The organism is Ensifer sp. ENS07 (genome assembly GCF_014852185.1).
Classification (GTDB): Bacteria; Pseudomonadota; Alphaproteobacteria; order Rhizobiales; family Rhizobiaceae; genus Ensifer; species Ensifer adhaerens.
The window spans coordinates 453,342-469,352 of the sequence record NZ_JACVBE010000001.1 but is presented as its reverse complement, the minus strand read 5'-3'; the positions used below and the strand labels follow the sequence as shown (position 1 = coordinate 469,352).

The following is a 16,011-nucleotide window of genomic DNA, read 5'->3' as shown; positions in this document are numbered from 1 at the left end:
CTGCGGCTTTGAAGCTGCACTATGATATGCTGGCCGGATGAGCGACGATCTCGAGCGCAACTTCATCCGTGTCGTCAGGCTGGCGGAGGCCGCAGGCCTGCCCGAAGTGACGATCGGCACGTCCTACGGTACGCCGGCGCTGCTGGTGAAAGACAAGAGTTTTGTGCGCATGAAGGATGGCGAGACGCTGGTCGTCATGTGCGCGCTCGAAGAAAAGGAAATGCTGCTGGAGCTCGACCCGGGGCTCTACTTTCAAACGGATCACTACAAGGGCTGGCCCGCTATGCTGGTGCGGCTTTCGGAAATCGACGACCAAAGCCTAACCGGGCGGCTGGTTGCCGCCTGGCGCGAGAAGGCGCCAAGGCGGCTCGCCGCGAGCTTCCTCGAGCCAGGTCAGGCTCCGCCGCCGACCTTGTAGACCAGGCAGACCTTGCCACCATCCAGTCGCTTCACGTTATCGAGCTGCACATGATGGCGCTCCGCCACGGTGTCGAACAGCGCCTTGCCCTTGCCGACCACGAGCGGGTGGATGGTGAGACGCAGTTCGTCGATCAGGCCGTGGTCCATCAGGCTCGACACCGTGCGCGCGCCGCCGACGACATAGATAGTGCGGCCCGGCGCCTGCCTGAGCGTCTCGATTTCGGAGACGTCGCGCACGATCCTGGCGTTTTCCCATTCGACGTCGGAACGGGTTTTCGAGAGGACATAATGCGGCGTGCCAAGCGCAAAGTCCGTATATTCGATTTCTTCGGGCGTCGGCAACTGGCCGGTGAACTCCAGCGGCGCTTGCGGGTCGCGCTTGATCGCGCTCCAATACTGCTCGTAGCCCGAATACATGCCGTTCCCGAGGACGCAGGCGTCGATCTCGGGCAGGAGGTCGAACGTATCCGACCAGGAATCGACCCAGTCCGTATAGCCATCCGGCCCGTCGATCAGACCGTCGATGGACATCTGCATGCCTGCAACCACCTTGCGCATCGTCATTGTCTCCCTGTTGGCGTTACACGCCAAGGACGCGCGGCAGACAGGAAGCCCGACATCCCAGGCAAAATAATCCTGGTTACGCGAGGGACGTCGCCGAACGGACGGCTCTTCCATTTCCAAGCCGGCGCCTATACCGGTTAAGCGAACAGCCGGACAGGTATTTCCATGATCGTTCGCAACCGCCCCACCCTTTTGAAACTCTTCTTCATCCTCCGGGGTTCGGTCATCCAGCGGATCTTTCCGCAAGTGCTGTTCGTCTTTGCGCTCTCCGCTTTCGTCGTCTGGGCGCACCGCGTCGATCCCGGCCTGGTGCCGAGCGTCAGCAGCGGCCCCTTCGCGTTGCTCGGCATCGCGCTCTCCGTGTTTCTCGGCTTCCGCAACAATGCCTGCTACGACCGCTGGTGGGAGGCGCGGAAGGACTGGGGACAGTTGATCTTCACCGCACGCGACCTCGCCCGCCAGACGCTGATCCTTGCCGGAACCGAGCGGCAGCGCCTGCTCGACATCACGATCGCCTTTGGCCACGCGCTGGTCTGCCATCTGCGGCCGGGAAGCGATGTCGGTAGACCGCTAGCGCGGCTGCCGACAGATCTCGTTGCCGGCTACAAGGCAAGCCGCAACGGACCGGACTTTCTGCTGCGCGAAATGGGCGGCATTCTCGCCGGACTGCACGGAACCGGCACGATCAGCGACTTTCAGTGGGCGCAGCTGGATGGCACGCTCGGCAAGATGTCGGCCATGCTTGCGGCCTGCGAGCGGATCCGCAACACCCCCGTGCCGTTCGGCTATACGCTGCTCCTGCACCGCACCGCCTATCTCTTCTGCTTTCTGCTGCCCTTCGGCTTTGCCGATGCGCTCGGCTGGGCGACGCCCTTCGTCACCGCGCTTGTCGCATACACCTTCTTCGGCCTCGACGCGCTCGGCGACGAACTGGAGGAGCCGTTCGGCGTGTTGCCGAACGACTTGCCGATCGTTGCGCTTGCCGAGACCATCGAAATCAACCTGCGCGAGGCGCTGGGCGAGACCAACCTTCCGCCTCTACCGCAGCCGAAGAACTACATCCTGATGTAGCCGCAACTGCCGAGGCGTCAGACCTTCAGCATCGCCAGCACCCGGGCGACGGCCGGACGTGCCGTCATGCGGTTGCGGTGATCGACGATTCTTGGGAAGCGCGCGGGATCCACACCGTCCGGCTCGATCCAGCCGGCGACGGTGAAGAGATAGGGATCGGCGATCGAATAGCTGTCGCCAAAAACGAACGGCCCTTCGAACATCTTGCTTTCGATCAGTTCGTAGCAGGCGGTCATGTTGGAGGCGACCTTGGCCTTCATCGCCTCATGCGCGGCCGGATCGTCGGCCCAGCGTGCGCCACGGCGGCCATGGGCGTGGGCAATATGCACCGTCGAGCAGAGGTAATTCAGAAACGACTGCAACTGCGCGAAGGCGAAGGCGTCGTTCGCCGGAGCGAGCTTCGCAGCTGGAAAGGCCTGCGCGATATAGGTCAGGATCGCCGGCGTTTCGGTGATGACGCCCCTGTCGGTCACGAGCGCTGGGACCCGCGCCTTCGGGTTCACCGCGAGATAGTCGGGCTTGGTCTGCTCGGCTGTCGAAAAATCGACACGGCGCGCCTCGTATTCGGCGCCCGCTTCTTCCAGCGCGATATGCGAAGCCAGTGAACAGGTTGCGGGGGCGTAGAACAGTTTCAACACTTTGAGCTCTCCTCTGCGATCATGCGGACCGGTTGACGTGATGTCGATGGACCGAACCGGCTCTGTCAATTCCATGGATAGAAGCGGCATGCGAGCGGAGAACCGCACGCTTCCTGCCGTGTCGCTCCAAAGCAAAGACCGGCTGCAGAAGAAAGGAAGTCACCCCGATTGACAAGCAGAAGTGGCAAGGCGCCGCAGATCACTGCCGTCCGCCCTCGTTTAGGGGGGGCCCGGCAGGCTACAACTGCCGGGCCTGCACGTTCACGCGACCAGCGGCTCGCTGCAGCCGGGTACGTCCTCCAGGCGATAATAGACGGGAATACCACGCTCGCGGGCAATGCGCACGTCGTTATCGGCCCCCTTGCTGTCGCCCGGCAGGCGCAGAACCGCCTCGCAAAGCGCCAGCAACCGGCCCGCCACAGGATGAAAAATCTCCTCATAGAGATCGTCACCGATCCGCGCACCGCCAGCCGCATGCCACACCGGCAGCGCCACCCACTCGCCGATCATCGGCACGTGGCCTGCCTTGAACAGCGCATAGGACGGCTCTTCCAGCCGCTTCAGGTTGGCGGCCATTTTCGCCGGGTCGTCCCCGGTTCCCGAACGATAGGGGCCTGCGATCAAGATCAGCATTTTTCTCTCCCGAGATGCTATGAACGATCCAGATTATTCTGGAATAATCGTGATATTTCGTGCAATATCGTGAAGAGTCAAGGAGACATTTCATGCTGACGATACAGAGGCGGGCTTTGATTTCGGCGCGGCTGGCGCGAGATGGCGAGGTCGTCGCCAAGCGCATGGCTGACGAGTTGAACCTGTCCGAGGACACGATCCGGCGCGATCTGCGCGAAATGGCGGCGGAGGGACTGCTGAAGCGCGTGCACGGCGGCGCGCTGCCTCTGGTGCCGCCGCTGCCCAACTTTGCGGCGCGTCAGGAGATCGCCGGCGACGTCAAACGCCGGCTCGGACAAAAGGCGGCTGCGATGATCGAAGCCGGTCAGACAATCTTTCTCGATGGCGGCACGAGCAATGCAGAGATTGCCCGGGCGCTGCCGCGCGACATGCGGCTGACCGTCGTCACCCACAGCCCGACGATCGCCGCCGAACTCGAGCGCCACGAAGCGGAGGTTATCCTGATCGGCGGGCGGCTCTACAAGCATTCGATGGTCGCGACGGGAGCAGCAGCGCTTGCGGCGATTGCCGGCATCCGAGCCGACCTGTTCTTCCTCGGCGTCACCGCCATTCACCCGGCCCACGGTGTTTCAACCGGCGACTTCGAGGAGGCGGCCGTCAAGCGGGCGATCCTCGGCCAGGCCGCGGAAACCTATGTGCTCGCAACGGTGGAAAAATTCGATGCGGTCTCGCCGCACCACGTGGCCGCGATCCCTGAGCTCTCGGGCTTCATCGTTCCCAACGAGATCAGCGACGACATGCTCGCCCCTTATGACGGCACGGACATTGCGATCATCGGCGCTTGATGGCGCACTGCGCCGACAGCGGAACGTCGGGAAAGTGAGCGGGCCGAGACGGCCCGCCACAGTTCAGGCGGCGAAAGCGTCGGTCACTCTGACGTCGCCGACATGGATGCCGTTCCAGTTGTGCATGGAATGGTTGGCCTGCGCCATCAGCGCCGCGTGCAGCTCGGGCTCGTCCCTGAAGAAGCGGGCAAGCGTTGCCGCGACCATGGCTTCGGCAGCCCGGGTCGTACCATCTTCGCACTTCAAAGCGATCGCGATGCCTTTTTCCGGAATGGCGGCGCAGAACACACCTTCCGCCCCGGTCTTGGCAAAGATGCGGCCGGGCGCCGTCTTCATCAGCCGCGTGCAGGCGCGCTTGGTGCCAGCAACGAAAAAGGGCTCGGCCATGCAGGCCTCGATCAGCCGCCGCGAGACGCGGGCGCGCTCGGCTTCAAGGCCGACGCCGGTCGCCATCTTCGCGAAACCGTGTGCGAGCCCCTTCAGCGGCACCGCATAGGTCGGGATCGAGCAGCCGTCGACGCCGCAATTGTCCTTGGCAAGGATCGCACCCGTCAGGCTTTCCATAGCGCCGCGGATTTCGCGCTGCAGCGGATGGTCGTAGCCGACATAACCCTTCACCTCCGTGCCCGAATGGCAGCAGGCACAGATGAAGCCGGAATGTTTGCCGGAGCAATTGTTGTGCAGCGCCGTCGGCGCTTCCAGGCTGCGGGCCTGGCCGATCAGGGTCTTCTGGTCGGACGACCAATGGGCGCCGCATTCGAGCGCCGAGACATCGCGGCCTGCGGCGGCCAGCATCTTGGCGGCCAGTTCCACATGTTCCGGCTCACCGGAATGGGACGAACAAGCAAGCGCCAGTTCCCGGTTGCCGAAGCCGTAGGCGTCGGCCGCGCCGCTTTCCATCAGCGGCAGCGCCTGCATCGCCTTGCAGGCCGAGCGCGGGAAGACGGCGCTGTCGGTTTCGCCCAGCGAGAAGACGGTCCGGCCGTCGCCGTCGACGGCAATGACCACGCCGCGGTGGAGGCTTTCGACGAGGTTTCCGCGGGTAACTTCGACGAGAACGGGATTTGACATGCCTTGCCCTCAAATATCCGAAATTGCTCCGTGCATTTAGCAGGATTTTACCGGCAAGGAACGGAGTTTTCATGAAATTCGCCCGCAGGCTGGCCGCTGCTTTTCTCGTCATCTACCTGCTACCGGCGTTGGCCTCGGCCGGCTGGTGGTACATGCAGGACCGGCCGCAAAGCTGGCGCGACGCCGATTGGTCCTCGGCCGGGATCCTGCCGAAGGCAACGGAAAGCGCGGACGCGGCGATCTACGTGTTCTCGGCGACCACGGGCGGCATGAAGGGTGCTGTCGCGAGCCACGCCTGGATCGTGACCAAGAATGAGGGCGCTGCCACCTACGATCGCTACGACAAGGTCGGCTGGGGCAAACCGATCCGCAAGAACGGCTATCCGGCGGATGCACGCTGGTACTCGAACGAGCCGCGGCTGGTCGTCTCGGTGACCGGCGCTGACGCCACGCGGCTGATCCCGAAGATCGAGGCGGCGATCGCCGCCTACCCTTACGCTTCGCCTGGCGGCTACCGGATCTGGCCCGGCCCGAACTCCAACACCTTCGTCGCCCACGTGCTGCGAACCGTACCGGAACTCGGCGCCGTGCTGCCGCCGGACGCAGTCGGCCGCGACTATCTGCCGGAGGGAAAGCTGTTCCAGATCGATGCCGACGGGCGCGACCTGCACGCGACGCTCTATGGCCTGGCCGGTATCTCCGCGGGTGTTCGCAGCGGCCTCGAGCTGCATTTCTTCGGCCTTGTCGCCGGTTTCGACTTCGCCAATCCCGGCATCAAGGTTCCGGCGATCGGACGCATCGGCATATGATGGTCCAGGCTTGACGGGCCATCGCTTAGGTTGAGCGCCGGTGGTTTGCATTGCATGGTGCGCCGGTCGAATCAGGAGGACGCGCCCGCATGCATGAAATACCGATCAGGAGCTTTGCTGTTTCGGTTGTCGTTCTCCGCCCGGCTGGGAGCACCTTCGAGGTTCTCCTTCTCAAGCGCACCGGAACACTTGCGGGAACCTGGTGCCAAGTCGCCGGCGCGATCGAAGCGAATGAAACGGCCTGGCAGGTGGGCCTGCGCGAAGTCGAGGAGGAAACGGGCCTGCGGCCCGACCGTTTCTATTCCGCCGACATCTGCGAGCAGTTTTACGAGGCCGACCGCAATGCCATTAGCCTGCTGCCCGTCTTCGTCGGCTTTGCAGCCAAGGGCGCCACGGTCCGGCTCAATGCCGAACACAGCGCGTTTCGCTGGGTGAGCTTTGACGAAGCGCTCCGCATGGTGCCCTTTGCCGGGCAAAGGAAAGTGCTGAAGCATATCCGGGACGAGTTCGTCGACAACGAACCGAACCCTTGGCTGCTGATCCAGGAAACGGCGCCGGTCGGATCGGCCGGTTAGGCGAGGCTTGATGCTGAGCCAAGTGCTAAAAATGGAAAAGGGCCGCGCGAGGCGACCCTTCCATGAGTTTTGGCCGTATGACTGGCCCGGGCTTTCAGACCCGAAGGAAGGCGGGGATTATGCCGAGGGCTGCCTCGACACCTTCACCTCTTCCATGCCCTTCACCAAGACCGAAATCTCATTAGACATTGGACCACCTTCCTTTCTGTTCGTTGCTGATGATTTGAAGGTAAGCGATCCATCAGCGATTACAAGGGCGACGATGGTCGAAGATCGTTTTCCTCTTCGCCGCCGATCACAGGCCTGACGATCGTTCCGATCACAGGGACATGATGATCTTGCCGACATGGTCGCCCTGCTCCATCTGGCGATGGCCGTCGGCGACCGCGCTGAAGGGCAGGACGGAATGGATGACCGGCGCGACCTTGCCAGTTTCCAGCAGCGGCCAGACCTTCTCAACCAGACCGTCGCGGATCGCCTGCTTTTCCGCCGCCGTGCGCGGACGTAAGGCCGAGCCCATGACATGCAGCCGCTTGGTCAGGATCGGCGCGATGTTCGCCCCTTCAACCTTGGCGCCGCCGAGGAAGGCGATGATCGACAGACGGCCGTCCTTGGCGAGCGAACCGATGTTGCGGTCGAAATAGCGGCCGCCGACCATGTCGAGAATGACATCGACGCCACGCCCGCCGGTCTCTTCGAGAACGACCGTCTTGAAATCCTCGTCGCGATAGTTGATCGCCCGCTTGGCGCCGAGCGCTTCGCAGGCGCGGCATTTCTCGGTGCTGCCGGCAGTGACGAAGACCTCGGCGCCGAAGGCCCTGGCGAGCTGGATCGCCGTCGTGCCGATGCCGCTGGAGCCGCCATGGATGAGGATGGTTTCGCCCGCTTTCAGCCCGGCCATATCGAAGACATTGGCCCAGACGGTGAAGAAGGTTTCCGGCAGGGCGGCCGCCTTCACGGCGTCATAGCCCCTAGGCCAGGCGAACGCCTGGGTCGCGGGCACCGCCGTATATTCCGCATAGCCGCCGCCATTGGCGAGCGCGCAGACCTTGTCGCCGATCCGGAACCCTTGAGCCCCCTCGCCGAGCGCCACGACTTCTCCCGCCACTTCCAGGCCGAGGATCGGGCTTGCGCCCGGCGGCGGCGGATAGTCGCCCTTGCGCTGCAAAACGTCGGGACGGTTGATGCCCGCCGCCTCCACCCGAACGAGGATGTCGCCCGGCTTGAGCTCTGGCAACGGCCCCTTCGCGAGCACCATGTTTTCAGGCCCGCCCGGGGCTGGAAGGTCGACGAATTGCATTTCCAATGGAAGAGACATGGCACTACCTCGCGAATTCTCAAGGCGCATAGGTAGCGCCGGAAACGCGAGGCGAAAAGGCTGATTGTCGAACGACCGGCCGTCGAAAGCGCAGCTCAGCCGCCGAGTGCATCCATGACAAGACCGGTATCGCTCGCCTTGGCGCGCGACTTGATCTCGGCGATGCGGGCGCTGACGGCCTGGGCGTCGGAGAAAACAAAGCCTTCGGGCAGCCCAAGGACGGCGATCGAGCAGCGCATCAGCGGAAAATCCTTCGCCGAGCCGTCACGGCCGTAGCCGCTGATGCGGCCCTCCGCCTGATGCTCCGGCGAATAGAGCTGGCCTACGTCGGAGCGAAAATCGTCGAGCAGGCGGTTCAGCACCGCTTCCAGCTCCTCGACCGAACAGCCGCTGACACCGACGAAGAAGTCGTCGCCGCCGACATGGCCGAGGAATTTCTCCTCGCCGATGAAATGGCGGCGCAGCAGGGCGGCAAAGAGCGTGATCGCGAGATCGCCCTTCTGGAAACCGTAGGTATCGTTGAAGGGCTTGAAGTCGTCGAAATCGCAATAGCAGAAGTAACGCGCATGATCGCCGTCGAGGATCGCGTCCTGGACATAGTCGCGGATGGCGCGGTTGCCGGGCAGACCCGTCAGCGGATTCTGCTCCTGGGCCATCTTCAATTGTTTTTCGTTGATAATCTTCAAGAGCGACGAGGCCGAGAGCGTGCCGGCGTAGCGCATGTTCTCCGTCAGGATCAGGCAATCGCTGCCGTCCATGCCGGCGAAGATCTTCAGCATTTCATCCGCCGGCGTGTCGAGATCGGCAATCGGCGCCGGGCTGGCGAAGTGCGAAATCCGCCGCTGGTAGATCCGGTTCTTCAGGAGATCGCGGCCGAAAGGGTGATAGATCAACTCCTTGACGTGATACTCGTGCAGGATGCCGCGCGGCTCGCCATTGGCGTTCAGGACCGGGAAGAATCCCTGGCGCGGATTGCGCCGGAAGAGATCGAAGACGGAATCGAGTTCGTCACTTTCGCGAACGGTCGGCAGTTGCTCGATCTGCTTGCGGATCAGGATGCCGTCCAGCGAAGACGAGGACCGCCGGCTGGCGACGCTCTGGTCGAGATGCGGATAGGCAGGCAGAAGTTCGCTCAGATGCGTCGTCGGCCGGGCGACGTAATAACCCTGCACCAGATCGCAACCGAGGTCGCGACAGGTCAGAAACTCCGCCTCCGTCTCCACACCTTCGGCAATCACCCGCGTGCCGAGCACATGGGCGGTGTTGACCGTGTGGCGGACGAGATGGCGCTTGCGGGCATCGGCCTCGATGCCCGAGACGAAGTGTCTGTCGATCTTCACATAGTCGACCGGCTGGTCGCAGAGCAGCTTCAGCCCGTTGAAGCCGGCGCCGAAATCGTCAATCGCCAGCTTGAAACCGGCAAGCCGGAGATCACGCACGAGGGCCGAGAAATCCGGCATCTTGCCGCCATCGAAGCGCTCGGAAAGCTCGAAACAGAGTGCCGACGGGGCGATATTGGCGCGCTTCAAGTGGTTGACGAGGCGTTCGACGATGTCGCCTTCACCGCCAACGAGGCGTGAGTCGAAGTTGAGGAACAGCGTGCGTGCGGAATGATCGGGCAGCGTCGCAAAGCCGGCGACGGCGCGACTGTTGATCATGTGTTCGAGCGCCAGCAGCTGCCCTTCTTCTTCCGCCTTGTCGAGCAGCTCCAGCGGCGAGGCAAAGCCGAGTTTCTGAAAGCCGCGCATCAGGGATTCGTAGCCGAAGACGGTGCCGGTCGCCGCTTCTGCGATCGGCTGGAAGGCGGTTTCGATCACCAGCTTGGCGAGCGTTACGATCTGGTCGTCGCCAAACCGGCGCAACGAGAGAATTTCGGCGGGGGCGGCGGACATGCCGGGCTCCAGAAATATGGGACGGACGGTCGAACGCCGGCAGCATGGCCAGCAAGCGTCAACGAAGTCTTTCCCCATTATGAAGCTTTGATGAAAGCTATGTGACAGCCGCAACTGCGCCAATCAGATGCAAACACTCTAATGAAATCAGTAGTTTCATGAGCAAGTCCTGCGATCGGTCGGCGTCTGCCCCATCCTGACCGTCGCGCCAGGATGGTTCAGACGAGAACGAGCAATGTCAGGTATCCGGCACCGATGACCAGGCAGAGCGGACCGTAGATGCGACGGTCGAGCGTCACGAAGGGCTCCGTGCCGTGGCGTTGGTGGAACGCGGTGGTGAAGGCCAGGAGGCCACGGGCGACGAAGATGGCGGCAAGCCCCGCAAGGCCGCCATGGCCGAGGATCGGCGGCAAAAGCCCTGCAAAGACGGGCGTCACGGACAATGGCAGGAGCGCCGCCGCAAAGAGGAGTACGACGACGACCAGCGTCAGCCAGACCGGCGGCATCGCCGACCGGTGCTTCGTGCCGACCACCGTGCGGACAAGCGTTTCTTCGTCGTCACAGGGCCAAAGTCCGCCGAACGCCCAGTAGGCATGCAGCCCGGCGATACCGGAAAGAACGAGGAAAAGCAGGATCGCGATTGCCGCCAACATGATGGGTTCCTTGCTTGCCTGTGGGCGGACCGCCTCAAGCGGTCACGGTTGAGGGAGACCCTTTGCCCGACCGCACGCCGATCGCCGCGAGCGCGGCCATGAGGAGAAAGGCCGCCCATTGCGGCGTGGTCGAGAGAGAACCGAGATAGGCAAACCCGTAGCCGATGAAGAGCACCGCATAGGCGAGATATTGCACGATCACCGCAGCGGCCAACGGCGCACGGTAACGCCCGTTCACGGCGGCAAACAGCAGGGCGATACTGTTGATCAGGAGGATGGCGCTCGTCGCGTGCCAGAGAAGCGAGACATAGGTTTTAAGCAGCGCCGAGGGGCTGCTTGCAAGCAAAGGCACATGCACCTCCGGCCCGCCGGCAAAGAGATGAATGCCCGTTGTCGCCAGGGACAGGATGCCCGCTGCCAGAAGCCATTTGCTCATGCCTTCGCCTCCAATCTTCACCATACGGCAGCGTATGTACGCGACCTGGTTGCATCAGTCAATACGCTGACGTATGGAAGGCCATGACGACAAAAAGTACCCTCACGAGCGATGATTGGATCAAGGCCGCCTTCCGCGCACTGACGACCGGCGGCGTGCAGGCGATCCGGGCCGAGGCGATCGCCCGCGACCTGAAGGTGAGCAAGGGCTCCTTCTACTGGCATTTCAAGGATGTGCCGGATCTTAAGGCAAAGATGCTTGCCCATTGGGCGCGCGAAGCGACAGACGCGATCATCGCGGAAATCGAAGCCGTGGAAGTAACGGCGCAGGAGCGATTGCGGTTGCTGGTGCATGCCGCGACCGACGAACGCAGCCTTCCCTATGGCGGCTTGCTGACGGACGGCGCGGTCCGCGAATGGGCGCGCTTCGACACCATGGCCGCCATGACCCTTAAGTCCGTCGACGAACGCCGCCTTGGCTACATTGCCGACCTGCTCGGTCATTGCGGATTTTCGTCAAGTGAGAGCCACAGCGGCGCCAGCGCGCTCTACGGCGCGCTGATCGGACTTGAGGCGCTCGCTGCAAACGGTCTTGCCGATCTTCGCGGCGATCTGCTCCGGCTGCTCGAGGCGCTGCTCGGCAGCACCTCGCGCTAAACTCAGCCCTTGGCCAGAACGCCGAAGGCGATCAGCGACAAGCCCTGCATGACGAGGTCGACGGCGAGAAACAGGCCGAGGATCCAGAGGCTGTTGACCGGCCAGCCGGCAGCGATGATCAGGCCGGCCACAAGCGTGACCAGACCGCCGAGTGCAACCCAGCCCCAGCCCTGCAGCGGCCTGAGCTTCAGGCCAGCCCAGATGCGGAAGCAACCCGCGACGATCAAGGCGATCGCCATGATAAAGGTGAGGAAGGACGAGGCGAGCACGGGATTGATGAAGGCAAAAAGGCCGGCGATCGTATAGCAGGCGCCGCTCAGGCCCCAGTAGAGCACGCTGTCCCAGCCCTTTACCTGAAAGGCGTGGGCGAGATTGAACAGCCCGCCGACCAGCATGATGATCCCGACATAATAGACGGACGCGACCGTCGCCATCAGCAGATTGCCGAAGGCAAGGCCGCCGCACATGATCAACAGCACGCCGAGGGCGACGAACCACCCCCATTTACCGGCAACCGCTGACTTGTCGGCTCGATCGAATGCGTGGGTCATCTCAACCTCCAGTCCTTTGCAACGCGAGATCGCTAACGCGGGGATTGAGCCGGATTTCTGCACAAAAGGAAAGTGAAAACACAGTCGATTTTTATTGATTGATGAGTCAATCAAAAATAGACTGATCATCGTCAAGGGAGAGACGGATGCCAAAGGTCGGGATGGAACCGGTGCGCCGCAAGGCGCTGGTCGACGCAGCGCTGCGCGTGATCGGCGATCAGGGCACGCTTGCCGTCACCATGTCCGAGATCGCCCGCCACGCCGGCGTTTCCCCTGCCCTTGCCCACCACTATTTCGGCAGCAAGGAACAATTGCTGATCGAGACCATCCGCAGCCTTCTAAGGCAATTGCGCGACGACACGGTGACGGCGCTCCGCACCGTGGCAGGCCCGCGCGAAAGGCTGAGCGCGCTCATCCGCGTCTCCTTCCAGGCAAGCCAGTTCGCCCCTGATACGATCGCCGCCTGGCTTGCCTTTTACTCGGAAGCGCAGCGCTCGGAAGAGGTGCGGCGGCTGCTCGTGGTCTATGCCCGGCGCCTGCGATCCAATCTGCTGGCGAGCCTCAAGACGCTTTGTGCCGATGATGACGCGGAACGCATCGCCGAAGGCGCAGCTGCGATGATCGACGGGCTCTATATCCGCCAGAGTCTGCGCTCCGCGCCGATCAGCATCGAGGCTTCGATCGCGCTCACCGAAGACTATGTCACCTCGCACATCGATCGGCTCACATACCAGGGAACGGCCGCATGACCGCAAGACCGAACATCCTGATCATCATGGTCGACCAGCTGAACGGAAAGTTCTTTCCCGACGGACCGGCCGCGTTCCTGCATGCGCCGCACCTGAAGGCACTCGCCGCCCGCTCGGCCCGGTTCCGCAACAATTACACCTCGTCGCCGCTCTGCGCCCCTGCCCGCGCCTCGTTCATGGCCGGGCAACTGCCGAGTCGCACCCGCGTCTACGACAACGCCGCCGAGTACCAGTCGTCGATCCCGACCTATGCACACCACCTGCGCCGCGCCGGCTACTACACGGCCCTGTCGGGCAAGATGCATTTCGTCGGCCCGGACCAGCTGCACGGCTTCGAGGAACGGCTGACGACCGACATCTACCCGGCCGATTTCGGCTGGACGCCGGACTATCGCAAGCCCGGCGAGCGCATCGACTGGTGGTACCACAATCTCGGCTCGGTCACCGGCGCCGGCGTCGCCGAGATCACCAACCAGATGGAATATGACGACGAGGTCGCCTTCCTTGCCAACCAGAAGCTCTACCAGCTGTCGCGCGAAAACGATGACGCGGAGCGCCGCCCCTGGTGCCTGACAGTCTCGTTCACCCACCCGCACGACCCTTACGTGGCGCGAAAGAAGTTCTGGGACCTCTACGAGGATTGCGAGCATCTGTTGCCCGAGGTCGGCATGCTGCCGGACGACCGGCAGGATCCGCATTCCAAGCGCATCATGCATTCCTGCGACTACGTCAATTTTGACCTGACGGAAGACAACATCCGCCGCTCGCGCCGCGCCTATTTCGCCAACATTTCCTATCTTGACGAAAAGGTCGGCGAACTTCTGGATACGTTGACGCGCACCCGCATGCTCGACGACACGCTGATCCTCTTCTGCTCGGATCACGGCGATATGCTTGGCGAGCGCGGCCTGTGGTTCAAGATGAACTTCTTCGAGGGTTCTGCCCGCGTGCCGCTGATGGTCGCCGGACCGGGTGTGACGCCCGGCCTGCATTTGGCGCCGACCTCCAATCTCGACGTGACGCCGACGCTTGCCGACCTCGCCGGCATTACCATGGACGAGGTCAAGCCCTGGACCGATGGCATCAGCCTGGTGCCCATGATCAACGGCGAGGAGCGCTCAGAGCCGGTGCTGATGGAATATGCGGCGGAAGCCTCCTACGCGCCGCTGGTCGCCATCCGCGAAGGCAAATGGAAATACATCCACTGTGCGCTCGATCCCGACCAGCTCTACGATCTCGAAGCGGATCCGCTGGAACTGACAAACCTCGCTGCCAAGCCCGAAACGCCGGTACAGGCGGCAACCCTGCAGGCGTTCCAGGACATGTGCGCCGCCCATTGGGACATGGAAGGTTTCGATGCGGCCGTGCGCGAAAGCCAGGCCCGGCGCTGGGTGGTCTACGAGGCGCTCCGGAACGGCGCCTATTACCCCTGGGATCACCAGCCGCTGCAGAAGGCATCCGAGCGCTACATGCGCAACCATATGAACCTCGACAATCTCGAGGAATCCAAACGCTATCCGCGGGGAGAATGACATGAAAGCCCAACCGCAAGCCTCGCACTTCATCGACGGCGAATATGTCGAGGACATCGAAGGCACTGTCATCGAGAGCATCTACCCGGCGACCGGCGAAGTGATCGCCCGGCTGCATGCGGCAACGCCGGCGATCGTCGAAAAGGCGATTGCCGCTGCCAAGCGCGCCCAGCCGGAATGGGCGGCTATGAGCCCGACGGCGCGCGGCCGGGTCCTTAAGCGCGCCGCCGAGATCATGCGCGAGCGCAACCGCGAGCTCTCCGAGCTCGAAACGCTCGACACCGGCAAGCCGATCCAGGAGACGATCGTCGCGGATCCGACCTCCGGCGCCGACAGTTTCGAGTTCTTCGGCGGCGTCATCGCCACCGCCCTCAATGGCGACTACATCCCGCTTGGCGGCGACTTTGCCTATACCAAGCGCGTGCCGCTTGGCGTCTGCGTCGGGATCGGCGCCTGGAACTATCCGCAGCAGATCGCCTGCTGGAAGGGCGCGCCGGCGCTCGCCGCCGGCAACGCCATGGTCTTCAAGCCCTCGGAAAACACGCCGCTCGGCGCCCTGAAGATCGCCGAAATTCTCGTCGAAGCCGGTCTGCCGAAGGGCCTCTACAATGTCATCCAGGGCGATCGCACCACCGGGCCCCTGCTCGTCAACCATCCTGACGTCGCCAAGGTGTCGCTGACAGGCTCGGTCCCGACCGGCAAGAAGGTGGCGGGTGCAGCAGCGGCCGAACTCAAGCACGTCACCATGGAACTCGGCGGGAAGTCGCCGCTGATCGTCTTTGACGATGCCGACCTCGAAAGCGCCATCGGCGGCGCCATGCTCGGCAATTTCTATTCGACCGGGCAGGTCTGCTCGAACGGCACCCGCGTCTTCGTGCACAAGGGCATCAAGGAACAGTTCCTGACGCGGCTCAAAGCCCGCACCGAGGCGATCGTCATCGGCGACCCGATGGACGAGGCAACGCAGCTCGGGCCGATGGTCTCGGCGCCGCAGCGCGACAAGGTCTTCTCCTATATCGAGAAGGGCAAGGCCGAAGGTGCGCGACTGGTGACCGGTGGCGGCATTCCGAATGCGGTCAATGCCGAAGGCACCTATATCCAGCCGACGGTCTTTGCCGACGTCACCGACGGGATGACGATCGCGCGCGAGGAAATCTTCGGGCCTGTCATGTGCGTGCTCGACTTCGACGACGAGGCCGAGGTGATCGCCCGCGCCAATGCCACCGAATTCGGCCTTTCGGCCGGCGTCTTCACCGCCGACATTACCCGCGCCCACCGCGTCGTCGACCAGCTGGAGGCCGGTACGCTGTGGATCAACACCTACAATCTCTGCCCGGTGGAAATCCCCTTCGGCGGCTCCAAGCAATCCGGCTTCGGCCGCGAGAATTCGGTCGCGGCGCTCAACCATTATAGCGAGCTGAAGACCGTCTATGTCGGCATGGGACCGGTGCAGGCGCCGTATTGAGTATTGGGGCTGCGGCCGCCCCCCTTGAGAGGCGGCTGTTTTACCTCCCTCATCCTCGGGCGAGCGTAGCGAGCTCCGGGGATCCAGCAGCGCCACATCGGTGACGCACAAGAGTCTTCAAGCGACAGACGTC

19 protein-coding genes are annotated in these 16,011 nt (G+C 63.1%); 10 read left to right on the top strand and 9 right to left on the bottom strand.

Annotated features, from left to right (window positions below; all coding sequences use genetic code 11):
- Nucleotides 1-37 precede the first annotated feature (37 nt).
- A complete protein-coding gene (locus IB277_RS02220; RefSeq protein WP_034789228.1) occupies nt 38-418 on the top strand; it encodes an MmcQ/YjbR family DNA-binding protein in 381 nt (126 codons plus the stop codon).
- Here the strand turns inward: IB277_RS02220 and IB277_RS02215 are convergent.
- Nucleotides 394-978, bottom strand: coding sequence for a dihydrofolate reductase family protein (locus IB277_RS02215; RefSeq protein ID WP_090294818.1), 585 nt, complete (start codon nt 976-978; stop codon nt 394-396). The two genes, IB277_RS02220 and IB277_RS02215, sit on opposite strands and share 25 nt — an antisense overlap.
- 171 nt (nt 979-1,149) lie before the next feature.
- On the opposite strand from IB277_RS02215, the gene IB277_RS02210 reads away from it, so the two are divergent.
- Complete coding sequence (locus IB277_RS02210) at nt 1,150-2,055, top strand: bestrophin family protein (protein WP_060516261.1); 906 nt, start codon at nt 1,150-1,152, stop codon at nt 2,053-2,055.
- Between the two features lie 17 nt (nt 2,056-2,072).
- Here IB277_RS02210 and IB277_RS02205 read toward each other — a convergent pair whose 3' ends face one another.
- Nucleotides 2,073-2,693, bottom strand: a complete 621-nt coding sequence (locus IB277_RS02205) for a glutathione S-transferase family protein (RefSeq protein ID WP_090294820.1) — start codon at nt 2,691-2,693, stop codon at nt 2,073-2,075.
- 261 nt (nt 2,694-2,954) lie between these two features.
- On the bottom strand, nt 2,955-3,326 hold the full coding sequence (locus IB277_RS02200; protein WP_060516262.1) for a hypothetical protein: 372 nt from the start codon (nt 3,324-3,326) through the stop codon (nt 2,955-2,957).
- 92 nt (nt 3,327-3,418) lie between these two features.
- Between IB277_RS02200 and IB277_RS02195 the strand changes: the two genes are divergently transcribed.
- Nucleotides 3,419-4,171, top strand: coding sequence for a DeoR/GlpR family DNA-binding transcription regulator (locus IB277_RS02195; RefSeq protein ID WP_090294720.1), 753 nt, complete (start codon nt 3,419-3,421; stop codon nt 4,169-4,171).
- Nucleotides 4,172-4,234: 63 nt separating this feature from the next.
- On the opposite strand, the gene IB277_RS02190 is transcribed toward IB277_RS02195, so the two are convergent.
- Complete coding sequence (locus tag IB277_RS02190) at nt 4,235-5,242, bottom strand: asparaginase (RefSeq protein ID WP_090294723.1); 1,008 nt, start codon at nt 5,240-5,242, stop codon at nt 4,235-4,237.
- A 71-nt stretch (nt 5,243-5,313) separates the two neighbouring features.
- On the opposite strand from IB277_RS02190, the gene IB277_RS02185 reads away from it, so the two are divergent.
- The 3 genes from IB277_RS02185 to IB277_RS02175 all read left to right on the top strand — a co-directional run bounded on the left by IB277_RS02185 (nt 5,314) and on the right by IB277_RS02175 (nt 6,933).
- On the top strand, nt 5,314-6,051 hold the full coding sequence (locus IB277_RS02185; RefSeq protein WP_090294724.1) for a DUF3750 domain-containing protein: 738 nt from the start codon (nt 5,314-5,316) through the stop codon (nt 6,049-6,051).
- An 89-nt stretch (nt 6,052-6,140) separates the two neighbouring features.
- Nucleotides 6,141-6,626 (top strand): NUDIX pyrophosphatase, encoded by a 486-nt coding sequence (locus IB277_RS02180; protein WP_090294726.1) that lies wholly within the window; start codon nt 6,141-6,143, stop codon nt 6,624-6,626.
- Between the two features lie 10 nt (nt 6,627-6,636).
- Nucleotides 6,637-6,933 (top strand): hypothetical protein, encoded by a 297-nt coding sequence (locus tag IB277_RS02175; protein ID WP_034789220.1) that lies wholly within the window; start codon nt 6,637-6,639, stop codon nt 6,931-6,933.
- A gap of 12 nt (nt 6,934-6,945) precedes the next feature.
- On the opposite strand, the gene IB277_RS02170 is transcribed toward IB277_RS02175, so the two are convergent.
- From IB277_RS02170 to IB277_RS02155, 4 genes are all read right to left on the bottom strand, one after another.
- The gene (locus IB277_RS02170) at nt 6,946-7,944 is read right to left on the bottom strand and encodes an NAD(P)H-quinone oxidoreductase (protein ID WP_110818478.1); all 999 of its coding nucleotides are present in this window, start codon (nt 7,942-7,944) and stop codon (nt 6,946-6,948) included.
- 95 nt (nt 7,945-8,039) lie between these two features.
- The gene (locus IB277_RS02165) at nt 8,040-9,836 is read right to left on the bottom strand and encodes a GGDEF domain-containing protein (RefSeq protein ID WP_060603942.1); all 1,797 of its coding nucleotides are present in this window, start codon (nt 9,834-9,836) and stop codon (nt 8,040-8,042) included.
- 218 nt (nt 9,837-10,054) lie between these two features.
- On the bottom strand, nt 10,055-10,489 hold the full coding sequence (locus tag IB277_RS02160) for a DUF3995 domain-containing protein (RefSeq protein WP_051659152.1): 435 nt from the start codon (nt 10,487-10,489) through the stop codon (nt 10,055-10,057).
- Between the two features lie 34 nt (nt 10,490-10,523).
- Nucleotides 10,524-10,925: a hypothetical protein gene (locus IB277_RS02155; protein ID WP_112770437.1), complete on the bottom strand. Its 402-nt coding sequence runs from the start codon at nt 10,923-10,925 to the stop codon at nt 10,524-10,526.
- An 83-nt stretch (nt 10,926-11,008) separates the two neighbouring features.
- Between IB277_RS02155 and IB277_RS02150 the strand changes: the two genes are divergently transcribed.
- Nucleotides 11,009-11,581, top strand: coding sequence for a TetR/AcrR family transcriptional regulator (locus tag IB277_RS02150; protein ID WP_060603933.1), 573 nt, complete (start codon nt 11,009-11,011; stop codon nt 11,579-11,581).
- A gap of 2 nt (nt 11,582-11,583) precedes the next feature.
- Here IB277_RS02150 and IB277_RS02145 read toward each other — a convergent pair whose 3' ends face one another.
- Entirely contained in the window at nt 11,584-12,132 is a 549-nt protein-coding gene (locus tag IB277_RS02145) for an HdeD family acid-resistance protein (RefSeq protein WP_110818480.1), read from the bottom strand.
- A 146-nt stretch (nt 12,133-12,278) separates the two neighbouring features.
- Here IB277_RS02145 and betI point away from each other — a divergent pair, with 146 nt between their 5' ends.
- Genes betI through betB form a run of 3 tightly spaced genes read left to right on the top strand, consistent with a single transcriptional unit; the run spans nt 12,279 to nt 15,878 of the window.
- Nucleotides 12,279-12,881 carry a transcriptional regulator BetI gene (gene betI / locus IB277_RS02140; protein WP_034789209.1) on the top strand — a complete coding sequence of 201 codons (603 nt, stop codon included), beginning with the start codon at nt 12,279-12,281 and terminating at the stop codon, nt 12,879-12,881.
- Entirely contained in the window at nt 12,878-14,413 is a 1,536-nt protein-coding gene (betC, locus tag IB277_RS02135; protein ID WP_060603930.1) for a choline-sulfatase, read from the top strand. Before betI ends, betC begins: the two co-directional genes overlap by 4 nt.
- A 1-nt stretch (nt 14,414) precedes the next feature.
- A complete protein-coding gene (gene betB, locus IB277_RS02130) occupies nt 14,415-15,878 on the top strand; it encodes a betaine-aldehyde dehydrogenase (RefSeq protein WP_034789204.1) in 1,464 nt (487 codons plus the stop codon).
- Nucleotides 15,879-16,011 lie beyond the last annotated feature (133 nt).

What these genes read in the sequence shown, in the direction of transcription:
- IB277_RS02210 (WP_060516261.1), top strand. Translation starts at nt 1,150, where the DNA reads ATGATCGTTCGCAACCGCCCCACCCTTTTGAAACTCTTCTTCATCCTC.
- betC (WP_060603930.1), top strand. Translation starts at nt 12,878, where the DNA reads ATGACCGCAAGACCGAACATCCTGATCATCATGGTCGACCAGCTGAAC.
- IB277_RS02165 (WP_060603942.1), bottom strand. Translation starts at nt 9,836, where the DNA reads ATGTCCGCCGCCCCCGCCGAAATTCTCTCGTTGCGCCGGTTTGGCGAC.
- IB277_RS02155 (WP_112770437.1), bottom strand. Translation starts at nt 10,925, where the DNA reads ATGAGCAAATGGCTTCTGGCAGCGGGCATCCTGTCCCTGGCGACAACG.
- IB277_RS02190 (WP_090294723.1), bottom strand. Translation starts at nt 5,242, where the DNA reads ATGTCAAATCCCGTTCTCGTCGAAGTTACCCGCGGAAACCTCGTCGAA.
- IB277_RS02215 (WP_090294818.1), bottom strand. Translation starts at nt 978, where the DNA reads ATGCGCAAGGTGGTTGCAGGCATGCAGATGTCCATCGACGGTCTGATC.
- IB277_RS02220 (WP_034789228.1), top strand. Translation starts at nt 38, where the DNA reads ATGAGCGACGATCTCGAGCGCAACTTCATCCGTGTCGTCAGGCTGGCG.
- IB277_RS02170 (WP_110818478.1), bottom strand. Translation starts at nt 7,944, where the DNA reads ATGTCTCTTCCATTGGAAATGCAATTCGTCGACCTTCCAGCCCCGGGC.
- betB (WP_034789204.1), top strand. Translation starts at nt 14,415, where the DNA reads ATGAAAGCCCAACCGCAAGCCTCGCACTTCATCGACGGCGAATATGTC.
- IB277_RS02150 (WP_060603933.1), top strand. Translation starts at nt 11,009, where the DNA reads ATGACGACAAAAAGTACCCTCACGAGCGATGATTGGATCAAGGCCGCC.
- IB277_RS02175 (WP_034789220.1), top strand. Translation starts at nt 6,637, where the DNA reads ATGCTGAGCCAAGTGCTAAAAATGGAAAAGGGCCGCGCGAGGCGACCC.
- IB277_RS02185 (WP_090294724.1), top strand. Translation starts at nt 5,314, where the DNA reads ATGAAATTCGCCCGCAGGCTGGCCGCTGCTTTTCTCGTCATCTACCTG.
- IB277_RS02200 (WP_060516262.1), bottom strand. Translation starts at nt 3,326, where the DNA reads ATGCTGATCTTGATCGCAGGCCCCTATCGTTCGGGAACCGGGGACGAC.
- IB277_RS02145 (WP_110818480.1), bottom strand. Translation starts at nt 12,132, where the DNA reads ATGACCCACGCATTCGATCGAGCCGACAAGTCAGCGGTTGCCGGTAAA.
- IB277_RS02180 (WP_090294726.1), top strand. Translation starts at nt 6,141, where the DNA reads ATGCATGAAATACCGATCAGGAGCTTTGCTGTTTCGGTTGTCGTTCTC.
- IB277_RS02160 (WP_051659152.1), bottom strand. Translation starts at nt 10,489, where the DNA reads ATGTTGGCGGCAATCGCGATCCTGCTTTTCCTCGTTCTTTCCGGTATC.
- IB277_RS02195 (WP_090294720.1), top strand. Translation starts at nt 3,419, where the DNA reads ATGCTGACGATACAGAGGCGGGCTTTGATTTCGGCGCGGCTGGCGCGA.
- betI (WP_034789209.1), top strand. Translation starts at nt 12,279, where the DNA reads ATGCCAAAGGTCGGGATGGAACCGGTGCGCCGCAAGGCGCTGGTCGAC.